Source organism: Pannonibacter carbonis (assembly GCF_003012935.1).
Lineage (GTDB): Bacteria > Pseudomonadota > Alphaproteobacteria > Rhizobiales > Stappiaceae > Pannonibacter > Pannonibacter carbonis.
Map to the genome: position 1 here is coordinate 1 of NZ_PUDR01000005.1, position 19,386 is coordinate 19,386.

19 protein-coding genes and 1 pseudogene are annotated in these 19,386 nt (G+C 64.6%); 11 read left to right on the forward strand and 9 right to left on the reverse strand.

Annotated features, from left to right (window positions below):
- Positions 1-113: 113 nt before the first annotated feature.
- A pseudogene (locus tag C8348_RS08380) lies at positions 114-278 on the forward strand (JAB domain-containing protein); the annotation flags it as partial.
- A gap of 117 nt (positions 279-395) precedes the next feature.
- The gene (locus C8348_RS08385) at positions 396-2,660 is read left to right on the forward strand and encodes a putative bifunctional diguanylate cyclase/phosphodiesterase (protein WP_106752881.1); all 2,265 of its coding nucleotides are present in this window, start codon (positions 396-398) and stop codon (positions 2,658-2,660) included.
- Between the two features lie 78 nt (positions 2,661-2,738).
- On the opposite strand, the gene meaB is transcribed toward C8348_RS08385, so the two are convergent.
- Together meaB and ppdK are read right to left on the reverse strand one after the other, a co-directional pair.
- Entirely contained in the window at positions 2,739-3,689 is a 951-nt protein-coding gene (gene meaB, locus C8348_RS08390) for a methylmalonyl Co-A mutase-associated GTPase MeaB (RefSeq protein ID WP_106752882.1), read from the reverse strand.
- Between the two features lie 4 nt (positions 3,690-3,693).
- Entirely contained in the window at positions 3,694-6,357 is a 2,664-nt protein-coding gene (ppdK, locus tag C8348_RS08395; protein ID WP_106752883.1) for a pyruvate, phosphate dikinase, read from the reverse strand.
- 345 nt (positions 6,358-6,702) lie between these two features.
- Between ppdK and C8348_RS08400 the strand changes: the two genes are divergently transcribed.
- Together C8348_RS08400 and C8348_RS08405 are read left to right on the forward strand one after the other, a co-directional pair.
- Positions 6,703-8,517 (forward strand): tetratricopeptide repeat protein, encoded by a 1,815-nt coding sequence (locus tag C8348_RS08400; RefSeq protein WP_106752884.1) that lies wholly within the window; start codon positions 6,703-6,705, stop codon positions 8,515-8,517.
- 7 nt (positions 8,518-8,524) lie between these two features.
- On the forward strand, positions 8,525-9,439 hold the full coding sequence (locus C8348_RS08405) for a 4-(cytidine 5'-diphospho)-2-C-methyl-D-erythritol kinase (protein ID WP_106752885.1): 915 nt from the start codon (positions 8,525-8,527) through the stop codon (positions 9,437-9,439).
- A gap of 90 nt (positions 9,440-9,529) precedes the next feature.
- On the opposite strand, the gene C8348_RS08410 is transcribed toward C8348_RS08405, so the two are convergent.
- Entirely contained in the window at positions 9,530-10,465 is a 936-nt protein-coding gene (locus C8348_RS08410; protein WP_106753127.1) for a polyprenyl synthetase family protein, read from the reverse strand.
- A gap of 274 nt (positions 10,466-10,739) precedes the next feature.
- Here C8348_RS08410 and C8348_RS08415 point away from each other — a divergent pair, with 274 nt between their 5' ends.
- The 3 genes from C8348_RS08415 to C8348_RS08425 all read left to right on the forward strand — a co-directional run bounded on the left by C8348_RS08415 (position 10,740) and on the right by C8348_RS08425 (position 12,225).
- Complete coding sequence (locus C8348_RS08415) at positions 10,740-10,970, forward strand: putative signal transducing protein (protein ID WP_106752886.1); 231 nt, start codon at positions 10,740-10,742, stop codon at positions 10,968-10,970.
- Positions 10,967-11,761: a tRNA1(Val) (adenine(37)-N6)-methyltransferase gene (locus C8348_RS08420; RefSeq protein WP_106752887.1), complete on the forward strand. Its 795-nt coding sequence runs from the start codon at positions 10,967-10,969 to the stop codon at positions 11,759-11,761. Before C8348_RS08415 ends, C8348_RS08420 begins: the two co-directional genes overlap by 4 nt.
- Before the next feature lie 134 nt (positions 11,762-11,895).
- Positions 11,896-12,225 (forward strand): NHLP leader peptide family natural product precursor, encoded by a 330-nt coding sequence (locus tag C8348_RS08425; RefSeq protein WP_106752888.1) that lies wholly within the window; start codon positions 11,896-11,898, stop codon positions 12,223-12,225.
- 156 nt (positions 12,226-12,381) lie between these two features.
- On the opposite strand, the gene C8348_RS08430 is transcribed toward C8348_RS08425, so the two are convergent.
- The gene (locus C8348_RS08430; RefSeq protein ID WP_106752889.1) at positions 12,382-12,654 is read right to left on the reverse strand and encodes an usg protein; all 273 of its coding nucleotides are present in this window, start codon (positions 12,652-12,654) and stop codon (positions 12,382-12,384) included.
- Positions 12,655-12,785: 131 nt separating this feature from the next.
- Complete coding sequence (locus tag C8348_RS08435) at positions 12,786-13,169, reverse strand: c-type cytochrome (protein ID WP_208983658.1); 384 nt, start codon at positions 13,167-13,169, stop codon at positions 12,786-12,788.
- 250 nt (positions 13,170-13,419) lie between these two features.
- Here C8348_RS08435 and C8348_RS08440 point away from each other — a divergent pair, with 250 nt between their 5' ends.
- The 4 genes from C8348_RS08440 to C8348_RS08455 are packed head-to-tail and all read left to right on the forward strand — an operon-like array spanning position 13,420 to position 16,201.
- Complete coding sequence (locus C8348_RS08440) at positions 13,420-14,382, forward strand: AAA family ATPase (protein WP_106752890.1); 963 nt, start codon at positions 13,420-13,422, stop codon at positions 14,380-14,382.
- A 4-nt stretch (positions 14,383-14,386) separates the two neighbouring features.
- Entirely contained in the window at positions 14,387-15,625 is a 1,239-nt protein-coding gene (locus C8348_RS08445) for a vWA domain-containing protein (RefSeq protein WP_106752891.1), read from the forward strand.
- Between the two features lie 43 nt (positions 15,626-15,668).
- Complete coding sequence (locus C8348_RS08450; RefSeq protein WP_106752892.1) at positions 15,669-15,917, forward strand: BrnT family toxin; 249 nt, start codon at positions 15,669-15,671, stop codon at positions 15,915-15,917.
- Complete coding sequence (locus C8348_RS08455) at positions 15,914-16,201, forward strand: BrnA antitoxin family protein (protein WP_106752893.1); 288 nt, start codon at positions 15,914-15,916, stop codon at positions 16,199-16,201. The genes C8348_RS08450 and C8348_RS08455 overlap by 4 nt, the downstream gene beginning before the upstream one ends.
- Positions 16,202-16,217: 16 nt before the next feature.
- Here C8348_RS08455 and C8348_RS08460 read toward each other — a convergent pair whose 3' ends face one another.
- From C8348_RS08460 to C8348_RS21925, 4 genes are all read right to left on the reverse strand, one after another.
- Positions 16,218-16,943, reverse strand: coding sequence for an LrgB family protein (locus C8348_RS08460; RefSeq protein WP_106752894.1), 726 nt, complete (start codon positions 16,941-16,943; stop codon positions 16,218-16,220).
- Positions 16,940-17,323: a CidA/LrgA family protein gene (locus C8348_RS08465; RefSeq protein ID WP_106752895.1), complete on the reverse strand. Its 384-nt coding sequence runs from the start codon at positions 17,321-17,323 to the stop codon at positions 16,940-16,942. The genes C8348_RS08460 and C8348_RS08465 overlap by 4 nt, the downstream gene beginning before the upstream one ends.
- A 109-nt stretch (positions 17,324-17,432) precedes the next feature.
- Positions 17,433-17,984 (reverse strand): L,D-transpeptidase, encoded by a 552-nt coding sequence (locus tag C8348_RS08470; RefSeq protein ID WP_106753129.1) that lies wholly within the window; start codon positions 17,982-17,984, stop codon positions 17,433-17,435.
- 95 nt (positions 17,985-18,079) lie between these two features.
- Entirely contained in the window at positions 18,080-19,192 is a 1,113-nt protein-coding gene (locus C8348_RS21925) for a branched-chain amino acid ABC transporter substrate-binding protein (RefSeq protein WP_157950407.1), read from the reverse strand.
- Between the last annotated feature and the right edge of the window lie 194 nt (positions 19,193-19,386).

Sequence of the window (19,386 nt, forward strand, 5' to 3'; positions counted from 1 at the left end):
TCAAGCGTGATGATCATACTAGAGCACGACCTACATACCCCGAACGACGTCCCCACCTACTCTCAAAAAGTATTAATATATAGCATATTCAATATAATAGTAGATTAAAATGGGTGATGCACAACCACCCCTCCGGCGACCCGACGCCGTCGCGCGCGGACATCCAGATGACGCGGCAGATCATCGACATCGCCAAGCCGCTGGGCATTGAAGTGCATGACCACATCATCGTTGCACGGGGTACGGAGGTAAGCTTCCGGGGCCTGCAATTGCTTTGATGCCCGCCTGTATTTCATTCCTCCATGACCGGTGATCAGGTATTTTTAACTATATTCGTCGGCCTTTCCTTAAGGCGTCTGCGCTAACGTTCGCTGACACATGCAGGGTGGTCAAGGATGGAACCGGCATCAAGCGCTCGAAGCGGCAAAATTGCCAACACGATCATCATGCCGGTGATCGGGATTGTGGCGCTTGCTGTTGTCTTCGTCTTTGCAATCCTTGTCTGGTCATCCCGGCTCACCGATGAGGCAGCCGTCACCAGCGAACGCAACCTGTTGCAGGAGGCGATCCAGTTGCAGCTGGACCAGATCGCCAAGCAACAGGAAGGCGCTGCGGTCTGGGACGACGCATTCTTCCGCGCCGAACGGGGGATCGAGAACCGCGACTGGCTGCGCCATCATGTCTCCGCCTGGCTTGCCGAGGGCTATGGCCACAGCCGCAGCCTGATCCTGGGAAGCAAGCGCGATATTCTCGTCGCCTTCGATCGCTCCGGTGACGGCAACTGGGCGAGCGAGCACCTGCTGAACGCGCTGAAGGGCCCGATCGCCCGGGTTCGGGCCCGCTACATCAACAGTTTCGTGCGTACTCCATCCGGAACCTACAAGTTCCAGCCGGTCTATCGCAATTTCCATCATTCCCTGTTCGAAACCGGTCTCGTACGCATCGATGCCGCGCCCTATTATTTTTCCGTGACAGCCATCGCCCCGGACCTGCACACCATCGGCGCGGAGCGCGAGCCCCCGTCGGTGATCGTGAGTTTCGTACCGATCAACAGCCTTGCGCTTGGCCGCCTGTCGGAAATGGCCGGATTGTCGAGCATCGCCGCAACGCAGCCAAGCAATAGCCGCCACGGCATGGCAGACCTGATGCTGCGGGATCCGAACAACCAGCCCGTCGTGCGGCTGAACTGGGTGTCGAAAAGTCCCGGCTCTGAAATGCTGAACCGGATCCTGCCAGTGATGGTGATCCTGGCGCTCGCGGTCGCCGTCCTGACCGGCGTGCTGCTGAACTATGCCCGCTCGTCGACGCGCAAGCTTGCCAGCAGCGAGGCGAAGGCCGTCTATGCCGCCCAGCATGACAGCCTGACCGGCCTGCCGAACCGCGACTATTTCACCGGTCTTCTGACCCAGACCCTCGCCCATGCCTATGACGACAAGGGCCTGACGGCAGTGGTCTATATCGACCTGGACCATTTCAAGGATATCAACGACACCCTCGGCCATGCGGCCGGAGACGAGGTGTTGCGCGCCGTAACCGCCCGGCTGCGCAGCGTCGTTCCTCCAACCGGCACGCTCGCGCGCATCTCTGGCGACGAGTTCGCAATGGTGCTCAGCCAGTGCTCGTCGCGCGCGCTGATCGAGTACCAGCTGAGCCGGGTGCAGGACGAGTTGATCCGCCCGGTCAAGGTGGCGGGAACAGAGCTGTTCGTCAGCCTGTCGATGGGCGCGGCGATCTCGCCACAGGACGGCACCGGGGCCGGCGAGTTGCTGCGCAAGGCCGATATCGCGCTCTATGATGCCAAGGCGAACGGACGCGGCCGCTGGTCGTTCTTCGATCCCTCGATGGAAGAATATGTCCAGACGCGCGACAACATCGCCCGTGAACTCCGCCGCGCCATCGACAATGACGCGCTGGCTGTCGCCTACCAGCCGCAGCTGTCGTCGAAGACCGGCAAGATCACGGCCATCGAGACGCTTGTACGCTGGAACCATCCCGAGCGGGGCCCGATCAGTCCCGCAAGCTTCGTACCGATTGCCGAGGAAACCGGCCTGATCAATGACCTGGGTCTCTGGGTGCTGCGCCGCGCTTGCCGCGACGCGCATCTGTGGCCGGATGTGATGATCTCGGTGAACATCTCGCCAACCCAGTTCCGCCATCCGCGCTTCATCGACCAGTTGATCGAAACGCTCGCCTCCTTTGACCTGCCGCCATCGCGCCTGGAAATCGAGGTGACGGAATCGGTCTTTGCCGGCAAGGATATGGCCGTGCTCAACGTGATGAAGCGGCTGCGGGAACTCGGCATCAAGATCGCGCTCGACGACTTCGGCTCCGGCTATTCATCACTCAGCTACCTGCGCCGTTTCCCCTTTGACATCCTCAAGATCGACCGGGACTTCATCCTGCCGGCCGGGGACTGCCCGCAGGCCCAGGCCATCCTGCGCACGATCATCGATCTTGGCGAAGCGCTGGGCATGACGGTCGTCGCCGAAGGCATCGAAACGCCGGAGCAGATGGAATTCCTCACCTCGATCGGCTGCGAGCGGTTGCAGGGCTACTACATCAGCCGTCCGGGGCCCGCGAACGAGATTGCCCCGGTGATTGCCGGCAGCCTGATCGACAGCCGGGTCAAGATTGCCGCGAGCCAGCTGCGGGCGAGCTAGGACTTTTCAGCTGAACAAGGCTGCCATGACCCGCTGATCGCCTTGAGGCGATGTATCAACTTCCTTGCCAGACCGGCTTCAGACGAGACCGAGCCGGGCGTCCAGATCCTGACGGATGGCTGCCATCGCCGCAAAAGGACCGCCGGCAAGGGCCAGGCGAGCGGGGACATCGACGAGGCTGGCGCCTGCGCGGCCGTAACGGGTCAGGACAAAATCAGAAACCCAGTCCTGCTGCTGGGCAAGATAGCGGCTCGCGCCCTTGCCACTGGATGTCAGATAGGCCTGGTGGCGGGCGATGGCCTGCATCAGCTCCGCTGTCCCCTTGTCCTCCGCCGCTGAAACGGTCAGCACCGGCACCGTCCAGTCCTGGCTGGCAAGGCGTGACAGGCTGAGCGCGCCCTCAACATCCGACTTCGCCCGCGCGGCGGCCGCACCCATGTCGGCCTTGGTGACGACGATGATGTCGGGCAGCTCCATGACACCGGCCTTCATGAACTGAAGGCTGTCGCCGGAGCCGGGCTGGATGCACAGGACGAGCGTGTCGACGGCGAATGCCACGTCCGCCTCTGACTGGCCGATACCAACCGATTCGACGATGACCTGATCCCGCGCGGCCCGGAACAGGGCAATGGCGGCGATGGCATGGTCGGAGAGGCCGCCGAGACGATCCCGCGCGGCCATGGAGCGCACGAAGATGCCCTGGTCTTCCGGATCGGTGGCAAGCCGCGTGCGGTCACCCAGCAGCGCCCCGCCGGTCAGCCGCGAGGACGGGTCCACTGCCAGAACGCCAACCGTGTCGCCAGCCGTGCGAAAGCCGCGGATCAACGCATTGGTGAGCGTCGACTTGCCGACGCCGGGAGGGCCCGTGAGGCCCAGCGCCCGGCCGGAGCCTTCTGAGACCGCAAGATCAAGCAGCGCCGCCAGACGGGCGCTGCCTTCTTCCGCTTCCAGCCGCGACAGGGCACGGGACAGCGCAAGCTTGCCGCCCTGCCGCAGAAGGGCGAGTGCCTCCCCTGCCCCATCGGTCATGGCGTCAGCTCCGCTTCAGCGCCGCCTGCGCCGCCGCCAGACGGGCAATCGGCACGCGGAACGGCGAGCAGGAGACGTAGTCGAGGTCGACGCTTTCGCAGAAGTGGATCGACGACGGGTCACCGCCATGTTCGCCGCAGATGCCGAGCTTGATGTCTGGACGGGTCTTGCGGCCACGCTCAGCGGCGATGCTGATCAGCTCGCCAACGCCCTCGCGGTCGAGCGAGACGAACGGATCCTGTTCGATCAGGCCCTTCTGCTGGTAGGTGCCGAGGAACGACGAGGCGTCATCGCGCGAGATGCCGAAGGTCGTCTGGGTGAGATCGTTGGTGCCGAAGGAGAAGAACTCCGCCGCCTCTGCAATCTCGCCAGCGCGCAAGGCCGCGCGCGGCAGCTCCACCATGGTGCCGACCTGATAGTCGATGGCGATGCCGGTTTCGCTTGCGACCGCCTTGGCCATGGCATCGATGCGGCCACGCACCAGGTCCAGCTCGGCCTTGAGGCCGACCAGCGGCACCATGACTTCCGGCACCACCGGGGCACCGGTGCGCTTGCCGGCTTCCACAGCCGCCTCGAAGATGGCGCGGGCCTGCATTTCGGCAATTTCCGGATAGGACACCAGCAATCGGCAGCCGCGGTGGCCGAGCATCGGGTTGAACTCGGCCAGTTCCATCGCCCGCTCGCGCAGCTTGTCGGCAGAGACGCCCATTGCTGCAGCCACTTCCGCAATCTCGGCGTCGGAATGCGGCAGGAACTCGTGCAGCGGCGGGTCGAGCAGGCGGATGGTGACCGGCAGACCCTTCATGATTTCAAAGATTTGCAGGAAGTCGTTGCGCTGCATCGGCAGAAGCTTGGCGAGCGCGGCGCGGCGTCCTTCCTCGGTCGAGGACAGGATCATCTCGCGCACGGCCAGAATGCGCTCGCCGTCGAAGAACATGTGCTCGGTGCGGCACAGGCCAATGCCTTCGGCGCCAAAGTCACGGGCAACGCGGGCGTCGGCCGGGGTTTCGGCGTTGGCGCGCACCTTCATGCGGCGGCCAGCGTCGGCCCAGACCATCAGCGTGGCAAAGTCACCCGACAGGGAGGGCTGCAGCATCGGGACTTCGCCGATGAGCACCTGGCCGGTGGACCCGTCGATGGTGACGATCTGGCCCTTTTCCAGAACCTTGCCGCCCGCGCTGACCGTGCCGTTGCGATAGTCGATGCGCAGCGAGCCGGCGCCGGAGACGCAGGGCTTGCCCATGCCGCGCGCCACCACGGCAGCGTGTGACGTCATGCCACCGCGGCTGGTGAGGATGCCCTCGGCCGCATGCATGCCGTGAATGTCTTCCGGCGAGGTTTCCACGCGCACAAGGATCACCTTGCGCCCGGCCGCCTTGGCCTGCTCGGCTTCTTCCGAGGTGAAGACGATGGCGCCGCAGGCTGCACCCGGGGATGCGGGCAGACCGGTGACGAAGATCTTGCGTTCCGCCTTCGGATCAATGGTCGGATGCAGCAGCTGGTCCAGCGCCGACGGCTCGACGCGCAGCACCGCTTCCTTCTCGGTGATCAGGCCTTCGGCCGCCATGTCGACCGCGATCTTGAGCGCGGCCTTGGCGGTGCGCTTGCCCGAGCGGGTCTGCAGCATCCACAGCTTGCCGCGCTCGATGGTGAATTCGAGGTCCTGCATGTCGCGGTAATGCGCCTCGAGGCGATCACAGATGCGGATGAACTCGGCATAGGCGTCCGGCATCAGCCGTTCCATCGACGGACGGTCGGAGGCAGCCTCGATGCGGGCCTTCTCGGTGATGTCCTGCGGCGTGCGGATGCCGGCAACCACGTCTTCGCCCTGGGCATTGACGAGGAACTCGCCATAGAGCGCCTTCTCGCCGGTGGACGGGTTGCGGGTGAAGGCAACGCCGGTGGCCGAAGTTTCGCCCATGTTGCCGAACACCATGGCCTGGACGTTGACGGCGGTGCCCCAGCTGGCGGGAATGTCGTGCAGGCGGCGGTAGGTCTGGGCGCGGGCGGTCATCCAGGAGCTGAAGACGGCGCTGATTGCGCCCCACAGCTGCTCCATCGGGTCCTGCGGGAACGGACGGCCCAGTTCCTCGGCGACGAGATCCTTGAAGCGCTCAATGATGCCGGCAAGCTCGGCAGCGGAAAGTTCGGTGTCGAGCACATGCCCGGCCTCGTCCTTCACTTCCTGCAGGATTTCCTCGAAGGAATGGTGATCGACGCCAAGCACCACGTCGCCATACATCTGGATGAAGCGGCGGTAGCTGTCATAGGCAAAGCGCTCGTCGCCGGAGCTTTGCGCAATCGCCTTGACCGTCTCGTCATTGAGGCCAAGGTTGAGAACCGTGTCCATCATGCCCGGCATGGACACGCGGGCACCGGAGCGTACGGAGACCAGCAGCGGATTGACCTTGTCGCCAAAGGCACGGCCGGTGAACCGGCCAACCTCGGCAAGTGCGGCCTCGACCTGGGCAGCCAGATCAGCCGGATAGGTCTTGTCATGGTCGTAATACCAGGTGCAGACCTCGGTGGGGATGGTAAAACCGGGAGGAACCGGCAGGCCCAGATTGCTCATCTCGGCGAGGTTCGCACCCTTGCCACCGAGCAGGCTCTTCATGCTGGCATCGCCTTCGGCGGCACCGTTGCCGAAACCATAGACCCACTTGGACATTCCCGCCTCCGTCCTCACAGCAGGTCCCGCAGGTTCCTGCTGGTCACTTCAGGTCCAGGACCGGAGAACCCGGTGCCCGGAGCAGGCGTATTCCTGCTACGTCAAGGGGGGGCGACACAAGCCTTTTTTGCACTGCAACCGACCAAAGCGCACAACAGCCGGCTTGGTAATTGGTCTACCATGCACAGGGATTTGACCACGGGTTTGGTGCAAGCCGAGCACAGTTGCTTGCCGCATCGCCACAAACCCGCCACTGTCGTCTGAGTTCACTGGACGAACCTGAATCGGTCCGGCTCCGGCCATGCATCCGATACGCTCGTCCTGCGAGGTTACCTGCGAGGATCAATGAAGAACGTCATCGCCGCGCCGAGGAAACTCCGGCTGATCTCCCGCTTCCGCCTGCGGGGGCTGCTGACAACCGCGCTGGTCGCCCTTGCCATACCGGCCCTTGTCGCACCGGCCCTCGTTGTGCCCGTTCATGCATCCCAGACTGCGGAGCCGGTGCGCCCCGGGACACCGGATGATCTGAATATTACCCAGTCCGGCAGCTACCTGTCCGGGCGGCTGGCCACCCGCGTGAAGGACTTTGCGTCCGCCGCCGCCTTCTATGAAGAGACGCTGGCGACGGACCCGCAGAACCCGTTCCTGCTGGAACGCACCTTCATGCTGAAGATGGCCAATGGCGAGATTGACTTCGCCGGCGAGCTGGCGCGCGATCTCGATGCAATGAAGCTCGGGAATTTCCTCGGCTACCTGGTCACCTCGGTCAACCTGGCACAGGACAAGAAGTTCCGTTCCGCTGCCTCGGCGCTGAAGAATGATCCCGGCGGCGGCCCGCTGGCCGAACTGACCCTGACCCTGGCCAAGGCCTGGATGGAGGCGGGTGCTGGCGAAGTCGACAAGGCACTGTCGCGGATCGATGGCCTCAAGGGTCCCGAATGGTTCGACGTGTTCAAGGCCAACCATGCGGCCCTGATTGCGCAGAACGCCGGCCGGCCCAAGCTGGCGCTGGAGCGCATCGAGGCCGCCTATAACGCTGACCGCGGTGCACTGCGTGTTGCTGATTCCTATGCCCGCCTGCTGGCCAGCAATGGCAAGAAGAAGGAAGCACTGGCCGTTCTGGCCGAATATGACGAGATTGTCCCCGGCCATCCGCTGCTGAAAGCCAGTCGCGAGGCCATCGAATCGGGCAAGAAGATCCCGCCACTGGTCAAGAGCCCGCTGCTGGGGGTCGCAGAACTGCTGAATGGTCTAGGCTCGGCCATTGGCCGGGATGGCGCCGAGGAACTCGCCGCTGCCTATCTGAACCTGTCGCTCTATCTCAACCCGGATGCCGATTTTGCAGCTATCGCGCTCGGCGGCCTCCATGAGCGGATGAACAATCCGCAGCGCGCCATCGAAGCGCTGGAACAGGTGCCGCAGTCCTCTCCGCTGAAGCGGGATGCGGAAATCCAGATCGCCCTGAACTTCAATGCCCTGGAAAAGGTCGACGAGGCCCGGGCGCATCTGGAAGCGCTGATCAAGCAGGACCCGAGCGACCTGGAGGCGATCACCTCGCTCGGCAACGTGCTGCGAGCGCACAAGATGTTTGCCGAAGCCGAGAAAATCTATTCGGGCGGCATCGATACGGTGAAGGACACCGATGGGCGGCACTGGGCCCTGTTCTACTACCGGGGCATCTGCCGCGAGCGGTTAAAGCAATGGGACGGAGCCGAGGCAGACCTGCGCAAGGCATTGGAGCTCTATCCGGACCAGCCGATGGTGCTGAATTACCTCGGCTATTCGCTGGTTGACCAGAACCTGAAGCTTGATGAAGCTCTTGGCATGATCAAGAAGGCGGTCGCCCTGCGCCCGAGCGATGGCTACATTGTCGACAGCCTGGGCTGGGCCTATTACCGGCTTGGCCGCTACGAGGACGCCGTCAAGGAACTGGAACGCGCCGTCGAACTGCGCCCCGGCGATCCGACCATCAACGATCACCTCGGCGACGCCTACTGGAAAGTCGGACGGCGACTGGAAGCCCGGTTCCAGTGGAACCATGCCCGCGACCTGAGCCCGGAGCCGGAAGACCTGCCGAAGATCCTCGACAAGATCGCCAATGGCCTGATGGACGAGCCGGCAACGCCAACAGCCGCCAACACCAGCGGCAACGGCGGCTGAGGTTGCGATGAGCGACAGGGATGAAAGCCCGGAGGCGCGGCGCGGGCCGCCGCCGCCCCGGGTGCAGTTGGCGCGCGCCAAGGTCAATCTGGCGCTGCATGTCACCGGACAGAGGGCAGATGGCTATCATCTCATCGACAGTCTGGTGGTGTTTCCGGCCATCGGTGATGTGCTGCTGCTCGAGCCGGCGGATCAACTGGATCTTGCCATCGAGGGCCCGTTTGCCGGCGAGCTGAAAGGCGAGGATCCCGCCAGCAACCTGGTCCTGCGCGCCGTTCGGGCCTTGGCCCTGCGGCTGGAGACGGCGGAGCCGGCCTATCACCTGCGTCTGACGAAGCGCCTGCCGGTTGCCTCCGGCATCGGCGGCGGCTCGGCCGATGCGGCGGCAGCCCTGCGCCTGATGGCACAGCACAGCGGCACGCCCGTTCCCGATGCAATGCTGGCGGAAATCGCAGCAAGCCTCGGCGCCGATGTGCCGGTGTGCCTCAGTCAGAGTGCCAGCCGCATGCGCGGCATCGGCGAGGAACTGTTACCCTTGCCGAAACTGCCCCAGCTCGGCCTGGTTCTGGTCAACCCGCGCCAGAAGGTGGCAACGCCGGACGTATTCAAGGCCCTGACAAGGCGCGACAATGCCGCCTTGCCGGACATTCCGGATGGCTTTGCCGACGCCGCAGCGCTGCTGGAGTATCTCAACAACGCGCGCAATGACCTTGAAGCGCCAGCCATCTCGATCTGTCCGGCCATCGGCGAGGTTCTGACAATTCTGAAGGCCGACCCGCGCATTTCCCTCGCACGGATGTCCGGATCAGGGGCGACCTGCTTTGCCCTTTGCGCGGCGACTGAGGTTCAAGGGCTGGTCAGCGACCTGTCACGCAAGCATCCCGGCTGGTGGGTGGCGGGAAGCCCAACTCTGCAGGCATGACGTCTTGACCAACAAAAAACGGTCCCGGCTCAAGGCCGGGACCGCGCGGAGAGTAGTCTGGTTTCGATGACCGGAACTGGCTGGTTCGCGTCAGCTGACGCGGGCGATGCAGAACTCGACGGCATCGGCCAGTGCCTGACGGTGCGCGGTATCCGGCAGCGCCTCAAGGGCAGCCAGGGCGCTGGCACCGTAGTGACTTGCGCGCAGGATGGTCTCCTCGATCGCCCCATGCTGGCGCAGCAAGGCGATTGCGTGGTCAAGATCACCGTCGCGGATGTCACCGGTTTCGAGGCAACGCTTCCAGAAGGCGCGGTCCTCGTCGGAGCCGCGCTCGAGCGCCACAACCACCGGCAAGGTGATCTTGCCTTCCCGGAAATCGTCACCGACCTGCTTGCCAAGGTCAGCCGACGAGCCGCCGTAATCAAGGGCATCGTCGACGAGCTGGAACGCGAGGCCAAGATCCATGCCATAGCGGCGGGCGGCGGCGCAGATCTCGGCGCTCTGGCCGGAAATCACCGGGCCAACCTCTGCGGCAGCAGCAAACAGCGCCGCCGTCTTGGCTTCGATGACCTTGAGATAAGCAGCTTCCGTGGTGGCGATGTTCTTGGCCGCGCCCAGCTGCATCACCTCGCCTTCCGCGATCACGGCGGAGGCTTCGGCCAGGATGCGCAGGGCTTCGAGCGAACCGACATCGACCATCATCTTGAAGGCCTGGCCGAGCAGATAGTCACCGACCAGAACGCTGGCCTGGTTGCCCCAGAGCTTGCGTGCGGCCAACTTGCCCCGGCGCATGTCGCTCTCGTCGACCACATCGTCATGCAGAAGCGTGGCGGTGTGCATGAACTCGACGCTGGCAGCCAGAATGACATGGCCGTTGCCGGCATAGCCAAACATGCCGGCGAGCGCGAGGGTCAGCATCGGCCGGAGCCGCTTGCCACCGGAATCGATCAGATGCTTGGCGATGACCGGGATCAGCTCGACATTCGAACCCGCCTTCGACAGGATCAACTCGTTGACCTTCTGCATGTCGGCGGCAACGAGATCAACGAGAAGCTGGATGCCCGGCTGGGCGCGGCTTTTATCCGGTGCGGAAGCGACAAGGGCTGCCAAATGCACTCTCCCAACGGGTCTGGCGAGGGGTCAGGTTTTGGCGGACAATAGGCACCTCGGCCGTCCGGGGCAAGGGAGCATTCAATTGACAAACCGTTGAACAGACTTGTCCACGACGCAGCAGGCGGCATAAAGCTTGGAACTGCCGTCCTGCCTGCCGGCCAACAACTCGCCAAGGACCCGGAAGATCATGGAAGAACTGCTCAGAACCAATGATCCCGTGATCATTTCTGTCGTCGGCTCATTGCTGGGCCAGGCGGGAATCGCGCATTTTGTCGCGGATGGCAACATGAGCATCCTGGAAGGCTCGCTGGGCATCATTCCGCGCCGGGTGATGGTGGACAGCGACGACATCGACACCGCCCGCCGGCTGATGCGTGACGCCGAACTCGGCCATGAATTGAGTGATCCACGCAAATGACGGGTGATGCTGCGCCTGCGACGACGCGGGATGCATTTCTGGGTGGTCTTGTCACCGTGGAACAACCGGCCAAGGGTCGGCATCGCGCCGGGCTCGACGCGGTCTACCTCGCCGCCGCCCTGCCCGATGCCACGACTGGCCATGTGGTGGATCTGGGCGCAGGCGTCGGCACCGCCGGTTTCTGCGCCGCCGCCCGGCTTTGCGACATTACCGTCACCCTCGTGGACAATGATGCGCTGGTGCTGGACCTGGCGCGCAGCAGCCTGACCGCCCCGCTCAATGCCGCATTTGCATCACGGGTGCAGGTGCTGGCCGCTGACATCACGGCGAAAGGCGCCGCGCGCCATGCCAGCGGCCTGACGCCGGGCATGGCCGATCACGTCATCATGAATCCGCCCTACTATCCGGCGCGCCAGTTCCGCTCCTCGCCGGCGGATGCAAGGGCGCAGGCACACATGCTGGACGAACGGGGCCTGGAGCCCTGGGCCCGCACTGCGGCCGATATCCTGCGCGAAGGCGGATCATTGACGGTCATCTTCCGCGCCGACGGCTTGCAGGAGGTGCTGGAGGTGCTGCAGGGCCGCTTCGGCGCCATCGACATCATCCCCCTGCGTCCGCGCCCGGACGCTGCCGCCACCCGCATCCTGCTGCGCGCCATCCGCGCCAGCCGCGCGCCGCTGCGCCTGATGCCAGGCTTTGTGCTGCATGAAGGCGACGGCTCGGAGTTTCTCCCCGAGGCAAAGGCCGTGATGCGCGATGGCAAGGGGCTGGACCTGCAGCCTAGACCTTGAGTGGCAGATTTGGGGTCCAACCCCGCAGCATCAGAAATCTTGCCGTAAATCTTGGCACGAGGATGCTTCGGCAGCGTCACGACGGCGATGACGACGCAGACCTGATTGCATGAGAAATGCCAAGGAGTACGCTCATGTCGGAAACCGATCCGCTTATCCAGGCCCGCCAGCACATCGAGAAGCACCTGATCAAACGGGCCTCGACCGATGCAGCCTTCCGTGACCTGCTGAAGTCCAACCCGCATGCGGCCATCAAGGAACTGATCGGCACTGACCCGATCCCGTCCTACAAGATCACCGTCATCGAGGAAGCGCCGGGCGAAGCAGTGCTTGTGCTACCGCGGTCCATCGCACAGGACGAGTTGCCGGATGAACTGCTCGACCTTGCATCGGGCGGCACCAGTTTCTCGGCGTTCGTCCTCTACGGCCCCCCTTATCCGAAGGGCCAGGGCTGCAAGAAGTGACATGAACTGACTTGACCTTGCATCAGCAAGGTCAAGTCCGGCCCACCTTCCGCGTCGCATTGGTGACGCCGAGCGGGTGCGGACCGCCAGAATTTTTGGCAACAGACAGACGGGCAGAACTGACGCTCTGCCCGCTTTTTCATGCGCCCGTCGGCGTCAATGGATCAGGAATTCGCCCTTGGCGTAGCGCACGTCCATCGGGCCGATCAGATCCTTGTGGGCGACACGGACCGAGTGGATCAGAGCCTCGATCTCCCGCTCCCAATAGGCAAGGAAGCGGCGCAGTTCGGGAAATTGCGGCGCCTTGTCCTCGGTCTGCCAGAGAAAACTCTGCAAGAGCGCCGGATGGTCCGGCATGCGGTACAGGATTTCGGCGGTCAGAACGCCATAGCCAGCAAACTGGCGGCGAAAACTTTCACTTGCCTGCATGGGTCACCTCATGACGTGGTTGCCACAGCAAAAGTGTCACGCCAGCAAAGTAAACAGACAACTAAAAAATCAGCATATCACTTTAAAATTCAATATGTTAGCAGCCGGTTACCTTGAGTGCTGCCAGCCGTTCAGTTACCGATCGGACCGCCGAGGGACTTGAGATAGGCAACGAAAGCGTTGATCTCGTTCGGCTCCAGCATCAGCTCCGGCATGTTCTCGTGGCCGGCGACAATGCCCTCGGCAAGGCTCTCCTCCAGTTGCTCGACCGGATAGCGCTTCCACAGGTCGCGGAAGGCCGGGGCCGTCACCATCGGGCTTGTGTCGTCGCGGCCAAGCGCATGGCAGACAGCGCAATTGACTTCGGCAATCCCCCGGCCAAGTTCCACGGCCTTCAGGTCCGATGCAGCATCCGGCTGCGGTGACGGTGCGGCGGTGACACTCCCCCCTATCAGGGCCAGTGCAAGACCAAGCGCCAGCAACACGCCGCCTGTGCGGCCGATTTCGAATCGCATGAACCTCTCCCCGTCATTCTGCGGTGAAGGTGGGCGGCGCGCGTCGCCACAGCAAGTCCGGCAAAACCCCGAGGCAAGATGGTGCCGGCACTGACATGTCCCGGGCCTGAGACGGTTTCAGCGGCGCTGTCGCATTCACCGCTGCCCAAGTTCAATGCCGCCTTATATGCTGCGCGGGCGGGAGCGCCCGCCAACAGCTGCCCGCCCGGCGACCGGGGATGGACGGCAGCGACACATGCCGGGAGACCCCATGACGCCGACCCCTCACGCGCCCAGCGCCCTGCCCGCCTCCATCGATGCCACCCTGGGGCTACTCACCAGCGGCGGCTATGTCGCCGACCGGGCCTTGGCAACCGTGCTGCATCTGGCCCTGAAGATGGGCCGGCCTCTGTTTCTGGAAGGCGAGGCCGGCGTCGGCAAGACCGAGATCGCCAAGGTTCTGGCGGCCACCCTCGGCCGCGATCTCATTCGCCTGCAATGCTATGAGGGGCTGGACATTTCCGCCGCCGTTTACGAGTGGAACTACGCCGCGCAGATGGTGGAAATCCGCGTTGCCGAAGCCTCCGGCGACACCGACCACAGCGCCCTGTCGCGCTCCATCTTCGATGAACGCTTCCTGATCAAGCGCCCGGTGCTCCGGGCACTTGAACCCTCGCTGAAGGGACCGCCGGTGTTCCTGATCGACGAGCTGGACCGCGCAGACGAAGCCTTCGAAGCGTTTCTGCTGGAGGTTCTGTCCGACAATCAGGTGACGATCCCCGAACTCGGCACCATCCGCGCCGCCGAGCCGCCGATCGTCATCATCACCACCAACCGCACCCGCGAGATCCATGACGCGCTGAAGCGGCGCTGCCTCTATCACTGGGTCGACTATCCGGATGCGGAGCGGGAACTCGCCATCGTCCGGGGCAAGGTGCCCGGTGCCTCGGAACGGTTGACGGCGGAGATTGTCGCCTTCGTCCAGCGCCTGCGCGCCACCGAAGACCTGTTCAAGCAGCCGGGCGTCGCCGAAACGCTGGACTGGGCCACGGCGCTGACCGAGCTCAACGAACTGGCCCTTGATCCCGACATGGCCTCCGACACGCTGGGCGTGCTGCTGAAATACCAGGACGACATCGAGCGGGTGCGCGGCTCACGCCTGCGTCAGATCGTCGAGGACATCCGCAAGGAAGGCGCCCGCGACCTCGGCCAGCGCCCGGCCGGCGGGGCCTGAGCCGATGGTGACCGCGGGACCGGTGACGACAGAGGCCGATCGGCGCGGACGGATGGTGGAGAACATCGTCCATTTCGCCCGCACCCTGCGCCGCGCCGGACTGCCCGCCGGACCGGCCACCGTGGTGGAAGCCGTGCGCGCGGTCGAGGTGAACGGCATCGAGAGCCGCGACGACCTTTACTGGACGCTGCATGCCCTGTTCGTGCAGAAGCGCGAACACCGGGTGCTGTTTGACGAGGCCTTCCGCATCTATTGGCAGAGCCGCGGGCTGATCGAGAAGATGCTGGCGATCCTGTCGCCTGTCGCCCCGCCGCGTGCCGCCCCTGAAAAGGCCAAGGCCGGCCAGACCCGCGTGTCCCAGGCCTTCCAGGCCGCGCGCGAGCGGCGCGAGACGCTGGCCGAGCAGCCCGAGGTGGAGGTGGATGCCCGCTTCACCGTGTCGGGCCGCGAACTGCTGCAGGCCAAGGACTTTGCCCAGATGACCGCCGCCGAGATCGCCGAGGCGAAAGCAGCGCTGAGGGCCATGCGGATCCCGAAGGACATGATCCTGCATCTCCGCCAGGTCGCGGCCCCGCGCGGCCAGATCGACCCGCGCCGCACGCTGCGCGCATCCCTGCGCGCGGGCGGTGCCATCATCGACCTGAAGCACCGGGCGCGGCAGGAAAAGCTGCCGCCCATCGTGGCGCTCTGCGACATTTCCGGGTCGATGAGCCAATACAGCCGCATCCTCCTGCATTTCCTGCATGGGATGACAGAGACCCGGCGCGACGTGCACACGTTCCTGTTCGGCACGCGGCTCACCAATGTCACCCGCTCGCTGCGCATGAAGGACCCGGACGAGGCGCTGGAAGCGTGCTCGGCCGGTGTCGCCGACTGGTCCGGCGGCACGCGCATCGCCACGGCGCTGCACCTGTTCAACCGCCACTGGTCGCGCCGGGTGCTCTCCGGCGGACCGACCGTGCTGCTGATTACCGACGGGCTGGAGCGGGAGACCGACGAGGATCTTGCCCGCGAGATGGACCGGCTGCACCGCTCCTGCCGCCGGCTGATCTGGCTCAACCCGTTGCTGCGCTTCGACGGCTTCGAGCCCAAAGCCCGCGGCATCCGCGCCATGCTGCCGCATGTGGACGAATTCCGCGCCGTCCATTCGCTGGAGGCCGTCACCGATCTGGTGAAGGCTCTTTCGGGAACCGGAAATACGGACGCGAAGGTTGATCCCAGAGCCTGGCTCGGGGTGCGGTAGCGACGACTTTACGACTGTCCAGTTTTCGTATATACAAAAACCGATGCGTCTGATCGTCTGGGACGAACCGAAACGGGCGTCCAATCTGGCCAAGCATGGCCTCGACTTTGCGGATCTGGATGAAGCGTTCTTTCTGAACTCGCTTGTGATCCCGTCGCGCGGCGGTCGGTTTATGGCCATTGGGCGTTTGCTGGACGGGACAATTGCCGTTGTTTTCACGGTGCTCGGAGCCGAAGGGCTTTCGGTCATCTCCATGCGCCCGGCAAGCCAGAGGGAAAGGAGCCTGCTGTGACCAGACCTCGGAAACCTCCACTCCGGCCCGCGCCATCCCTTGACCCAGATGCACCAGAGGCGAGCGAAACGGAACTTGCGGCCGCACGACCCTTTGCCGAGGTGTTTCCAGACCTCGCCGCCGCCATGCGCAAGAACCTTGGCGGTCGGCCGAAGGCAGACACGGTGAAGCTGCCGGTGTCCTTGCGACTGGACGCAGATGTGGTCGATCATTTCCGGCAGTCTGGCGCAGGCTGGCAATCGCGCATGAACGCCGCACTGAGGAAGGCCGCCGGTCTCGACTGAGCAGCTGCAGGCCTCGTCAGAACACCCAGCCCCAGACGAGCGGCAAGAGCAGTGCAGTGGCAAGCGCGTTGAGGCCCATGGCAAGGCCGGCGAAGGCACCTTCGAGATCGCTCATCTGCAGCGCGCGCGCCGTGCCGATGCCATGCGCCGCCGTGCCGATGGCAAGCCCGCGCGAGGCCGGATCGCGCACGCCGAGGAGCGTCAGCAGCAGAGGGCCCAGCGCGGCGCCGATCACCCCGGTGATCATCACCAGCACGGCGGTGAGCGAGGGCAGTCCGCCGAGCTTGTCGGCAATGCCCATGGCAACGGCAGCCGTGACCGACTTCGGGGCGAGCGAGGCGAGAATGTCCGGCCCGGCCCCGAAAAAGGCACCTATGGCCACCGCCGTTGCCGCCGCCACCGCGCCGCCGGTGATGAGGCTGACCGTGATGGCAAGGGCCGAACGCCGCACCCGTTCGATCTGCCGGTAGAGCGGCAACGCCAGCGCCACGGTGGCCGGTCCGAGCAGGAAGTGGACGAACTGCGCGCCCTCGAAATAGGTTCGATAGTCGGTGCCGGTGACGAGCAGCAAGCCAACCAGCAGGAGCACGGCGAGCAGCACCGGATTGGCCAGCGGGCTGAAGCCGGCTTTTGCCGAGATCCACATGCCGCATTGATAGGCGATCAGCGTCATGGTCAGCGCCGTCAGCGGGCTGGCAGCGAGATAGACCCAGAGTTCGGTGAGGCTGGCCGGCGCGCTCATGGCCGGTCTCCCGTCTCGCCCGTGCCCTCACCCGCCCGGGCCCGCTGGCGCCGGGTGAGCAGATGCATCAGGAGGCCGGTGACGGCGATGGCGATCAGCGTGCTGCCGAAGAGGGCTGCGCCCAGCGCCTTCGCCTCGCGCGCGATCAGCCCCATATGCAGCACGACGCCGACGCCGGCGGGAATGAACAGCAGCGACAGGTTGGAGAGAAACGCATCCCCCACCCGCGTCAGCCCCTCCGGAATGCCGCCCCGGATGACGAGCCCGGCAAACAGCAGGATCATGCCGATCACTGGCCCCGGCATCGGCAGGCCAAGCCCAACGACAATCAGCTCGCCCGCGAGCTGGCAGACGAGAATGACAGTGAGATAGAACAACATCGCCCGCTCCGGCCCCTTCAGGAATCAAGGCTCCAGAGTGTCCGGGCCAGCCGTCAGGCACAAGGTGGCAATGCGGCGCGGGAGCGTCCGCCTTGTTGAGCTGCCCGCCTTACGGCAGCGCCACGACCGGCGTGTTTACGGCGACGCGGTGGAACAGGTCGGCGATGTCGTCGTTGTGCATGCGGATGCAGCCGTAGGAGACCGGGCGGCCGATGCTGTCGGGGCGGTTGGTGCCGTGAATGGCATATTCGCCGCCAGACAGGGTCAGCGCGGCAATGCCCATCGGATTGTTGGGCGCGCCGCCGGGAATGCGGTCCGGCAAGGACGGGATGTCACGCTTCACCTCGGCCGGCGGGATCCAGGCTGGCTTCACGTATTTGCCGTCGACATAGGTCTGGCCGGTCCAGCTCTTGCCGCGCTTGCCGACTGCGACAGGATAGGCAAGCGCCCTGCCCTGCCCCACGACCAGATAGAGCCGCCGCTCGCCATTGCGCACGACGATGGTGCCGGGGGCAAAGCGCGGGTCCTCGAAATGCACCAGCGTGCCGCCAGCATGGGCCGGGCTGACCGTTGCCGGGCCAAGACCGAGAAGTCCGAAAAGCGCAAGACATGCGCCATATGTAACGAGGCAAAGCCTCCGCCCACCGTGATTTGCTGCCATTTCCATCCGCCGCCTGAACCAGACAAGACTGGCGGCAACACTAGCAGTACCCCGTCCGCGCGGCACCCGGCGGCGGGCGATATCTGAACAAAGGGTTAATTGGTTGCGTCAGCGGGCCGGAAGGCGCCGTCGCGCCAGTCATAGAAGGCATAGCCCGGCATGTCCGCATCCCCGTCCGGGGTGAAGGCGACAGGGCCGATCACCGTCTCGAACCGGCCTTGCTGCAAGGCCGTTGCGACCTTGGCGAACTCCGTGTCTCCGGCATCAGCTACAGCCGCCGCATAGAGTTCGAGTGCGGCATAAGCCGGCAAGGTATAGCCCAAAGCCTCGTCCTTGCGAGTGCGCAGGCGTTCAACGATGTCCTGGGCGGCGGCAAGTCCCGTCGCATCGGGAAGGAAGCTGACGCTGATGCCGCTGGCAGCCTCACCTGCGGCAGCACCATAGTCGGTGCTCATCACCGCATCGCCGGCAATGACGGGCACGTTCAGCCCGAGCCCGGCAAGTGCAGCCTTGAGATTGCCCGTATCGGCAGCATGGGCGGCGATGAAGACGGCGTCGATGGTCTCGCCCTTCAACGTGGAGGCAAGGCCGCGAAAATCCTTTTCCCCCGGCTCGAAGGTCAGGTTGACGGCCTCGCGCAAACCGCCGGCATTGATCTTTTCCTTCACTGCATCGGACAGCGCCTTGCCATAGGCACTGCGGTCCGCGATCAGCGCGACGCGCTCCGTGCCAAACTGCTTCAGGAGCAGATCGGCAAGCGCTGTCGCCTGTGCGTCGTCGCGCCGCGCCAGACGGAACAGGCCAGGGCCGGCACGATCCTCCGTCAGACGGGGCAACAGGGTCGCCGGGCTGATCTGGATGATCCCGGCCTCGGCATAGACCTTGGCAGCTGCCAGCGAAGCTGCCGAGCAGACGTGACCGACGACAAGGCGAATCTTGCGGCCAACCAGCTGGTTGGCGACGGCTTCGGCCTTTTTCGCCTCGCAGCCATCGTCGACCGCTTCAAGCTTCAGCTTCTCGCCCGCCACCCCGCCACGGGCATTCAGATCCGCGATCGCCTCGCGCACGCCCGACAGCAGCTGCTGGCCAAGGGGAGCAAAGGGCCCGTTGAGGGGAGCAGCCACTCCGATGGCGATATCCGCCATGGCCAAGGGTGCCCAGAGGCTTGCCAGAACCACACCTGTCGCCGCCGCGATCCCGCGCTTCATCCCCGTTCCGATCCTCAATCGCTTGCCAGTCAGCGCTGGCCTCAATCCGACGTTCCGTGTCCTAGTATCATCCGCGCGGACAAACCGCTGCAACCAGACATGATTTTTTTGCGTGGCTGACACTTTACCGCAACCAAAAGACCGGTCCGGGGTGCAAGTTCGGCAAGGCCGCGTTATATCCTTGCCGCCATACT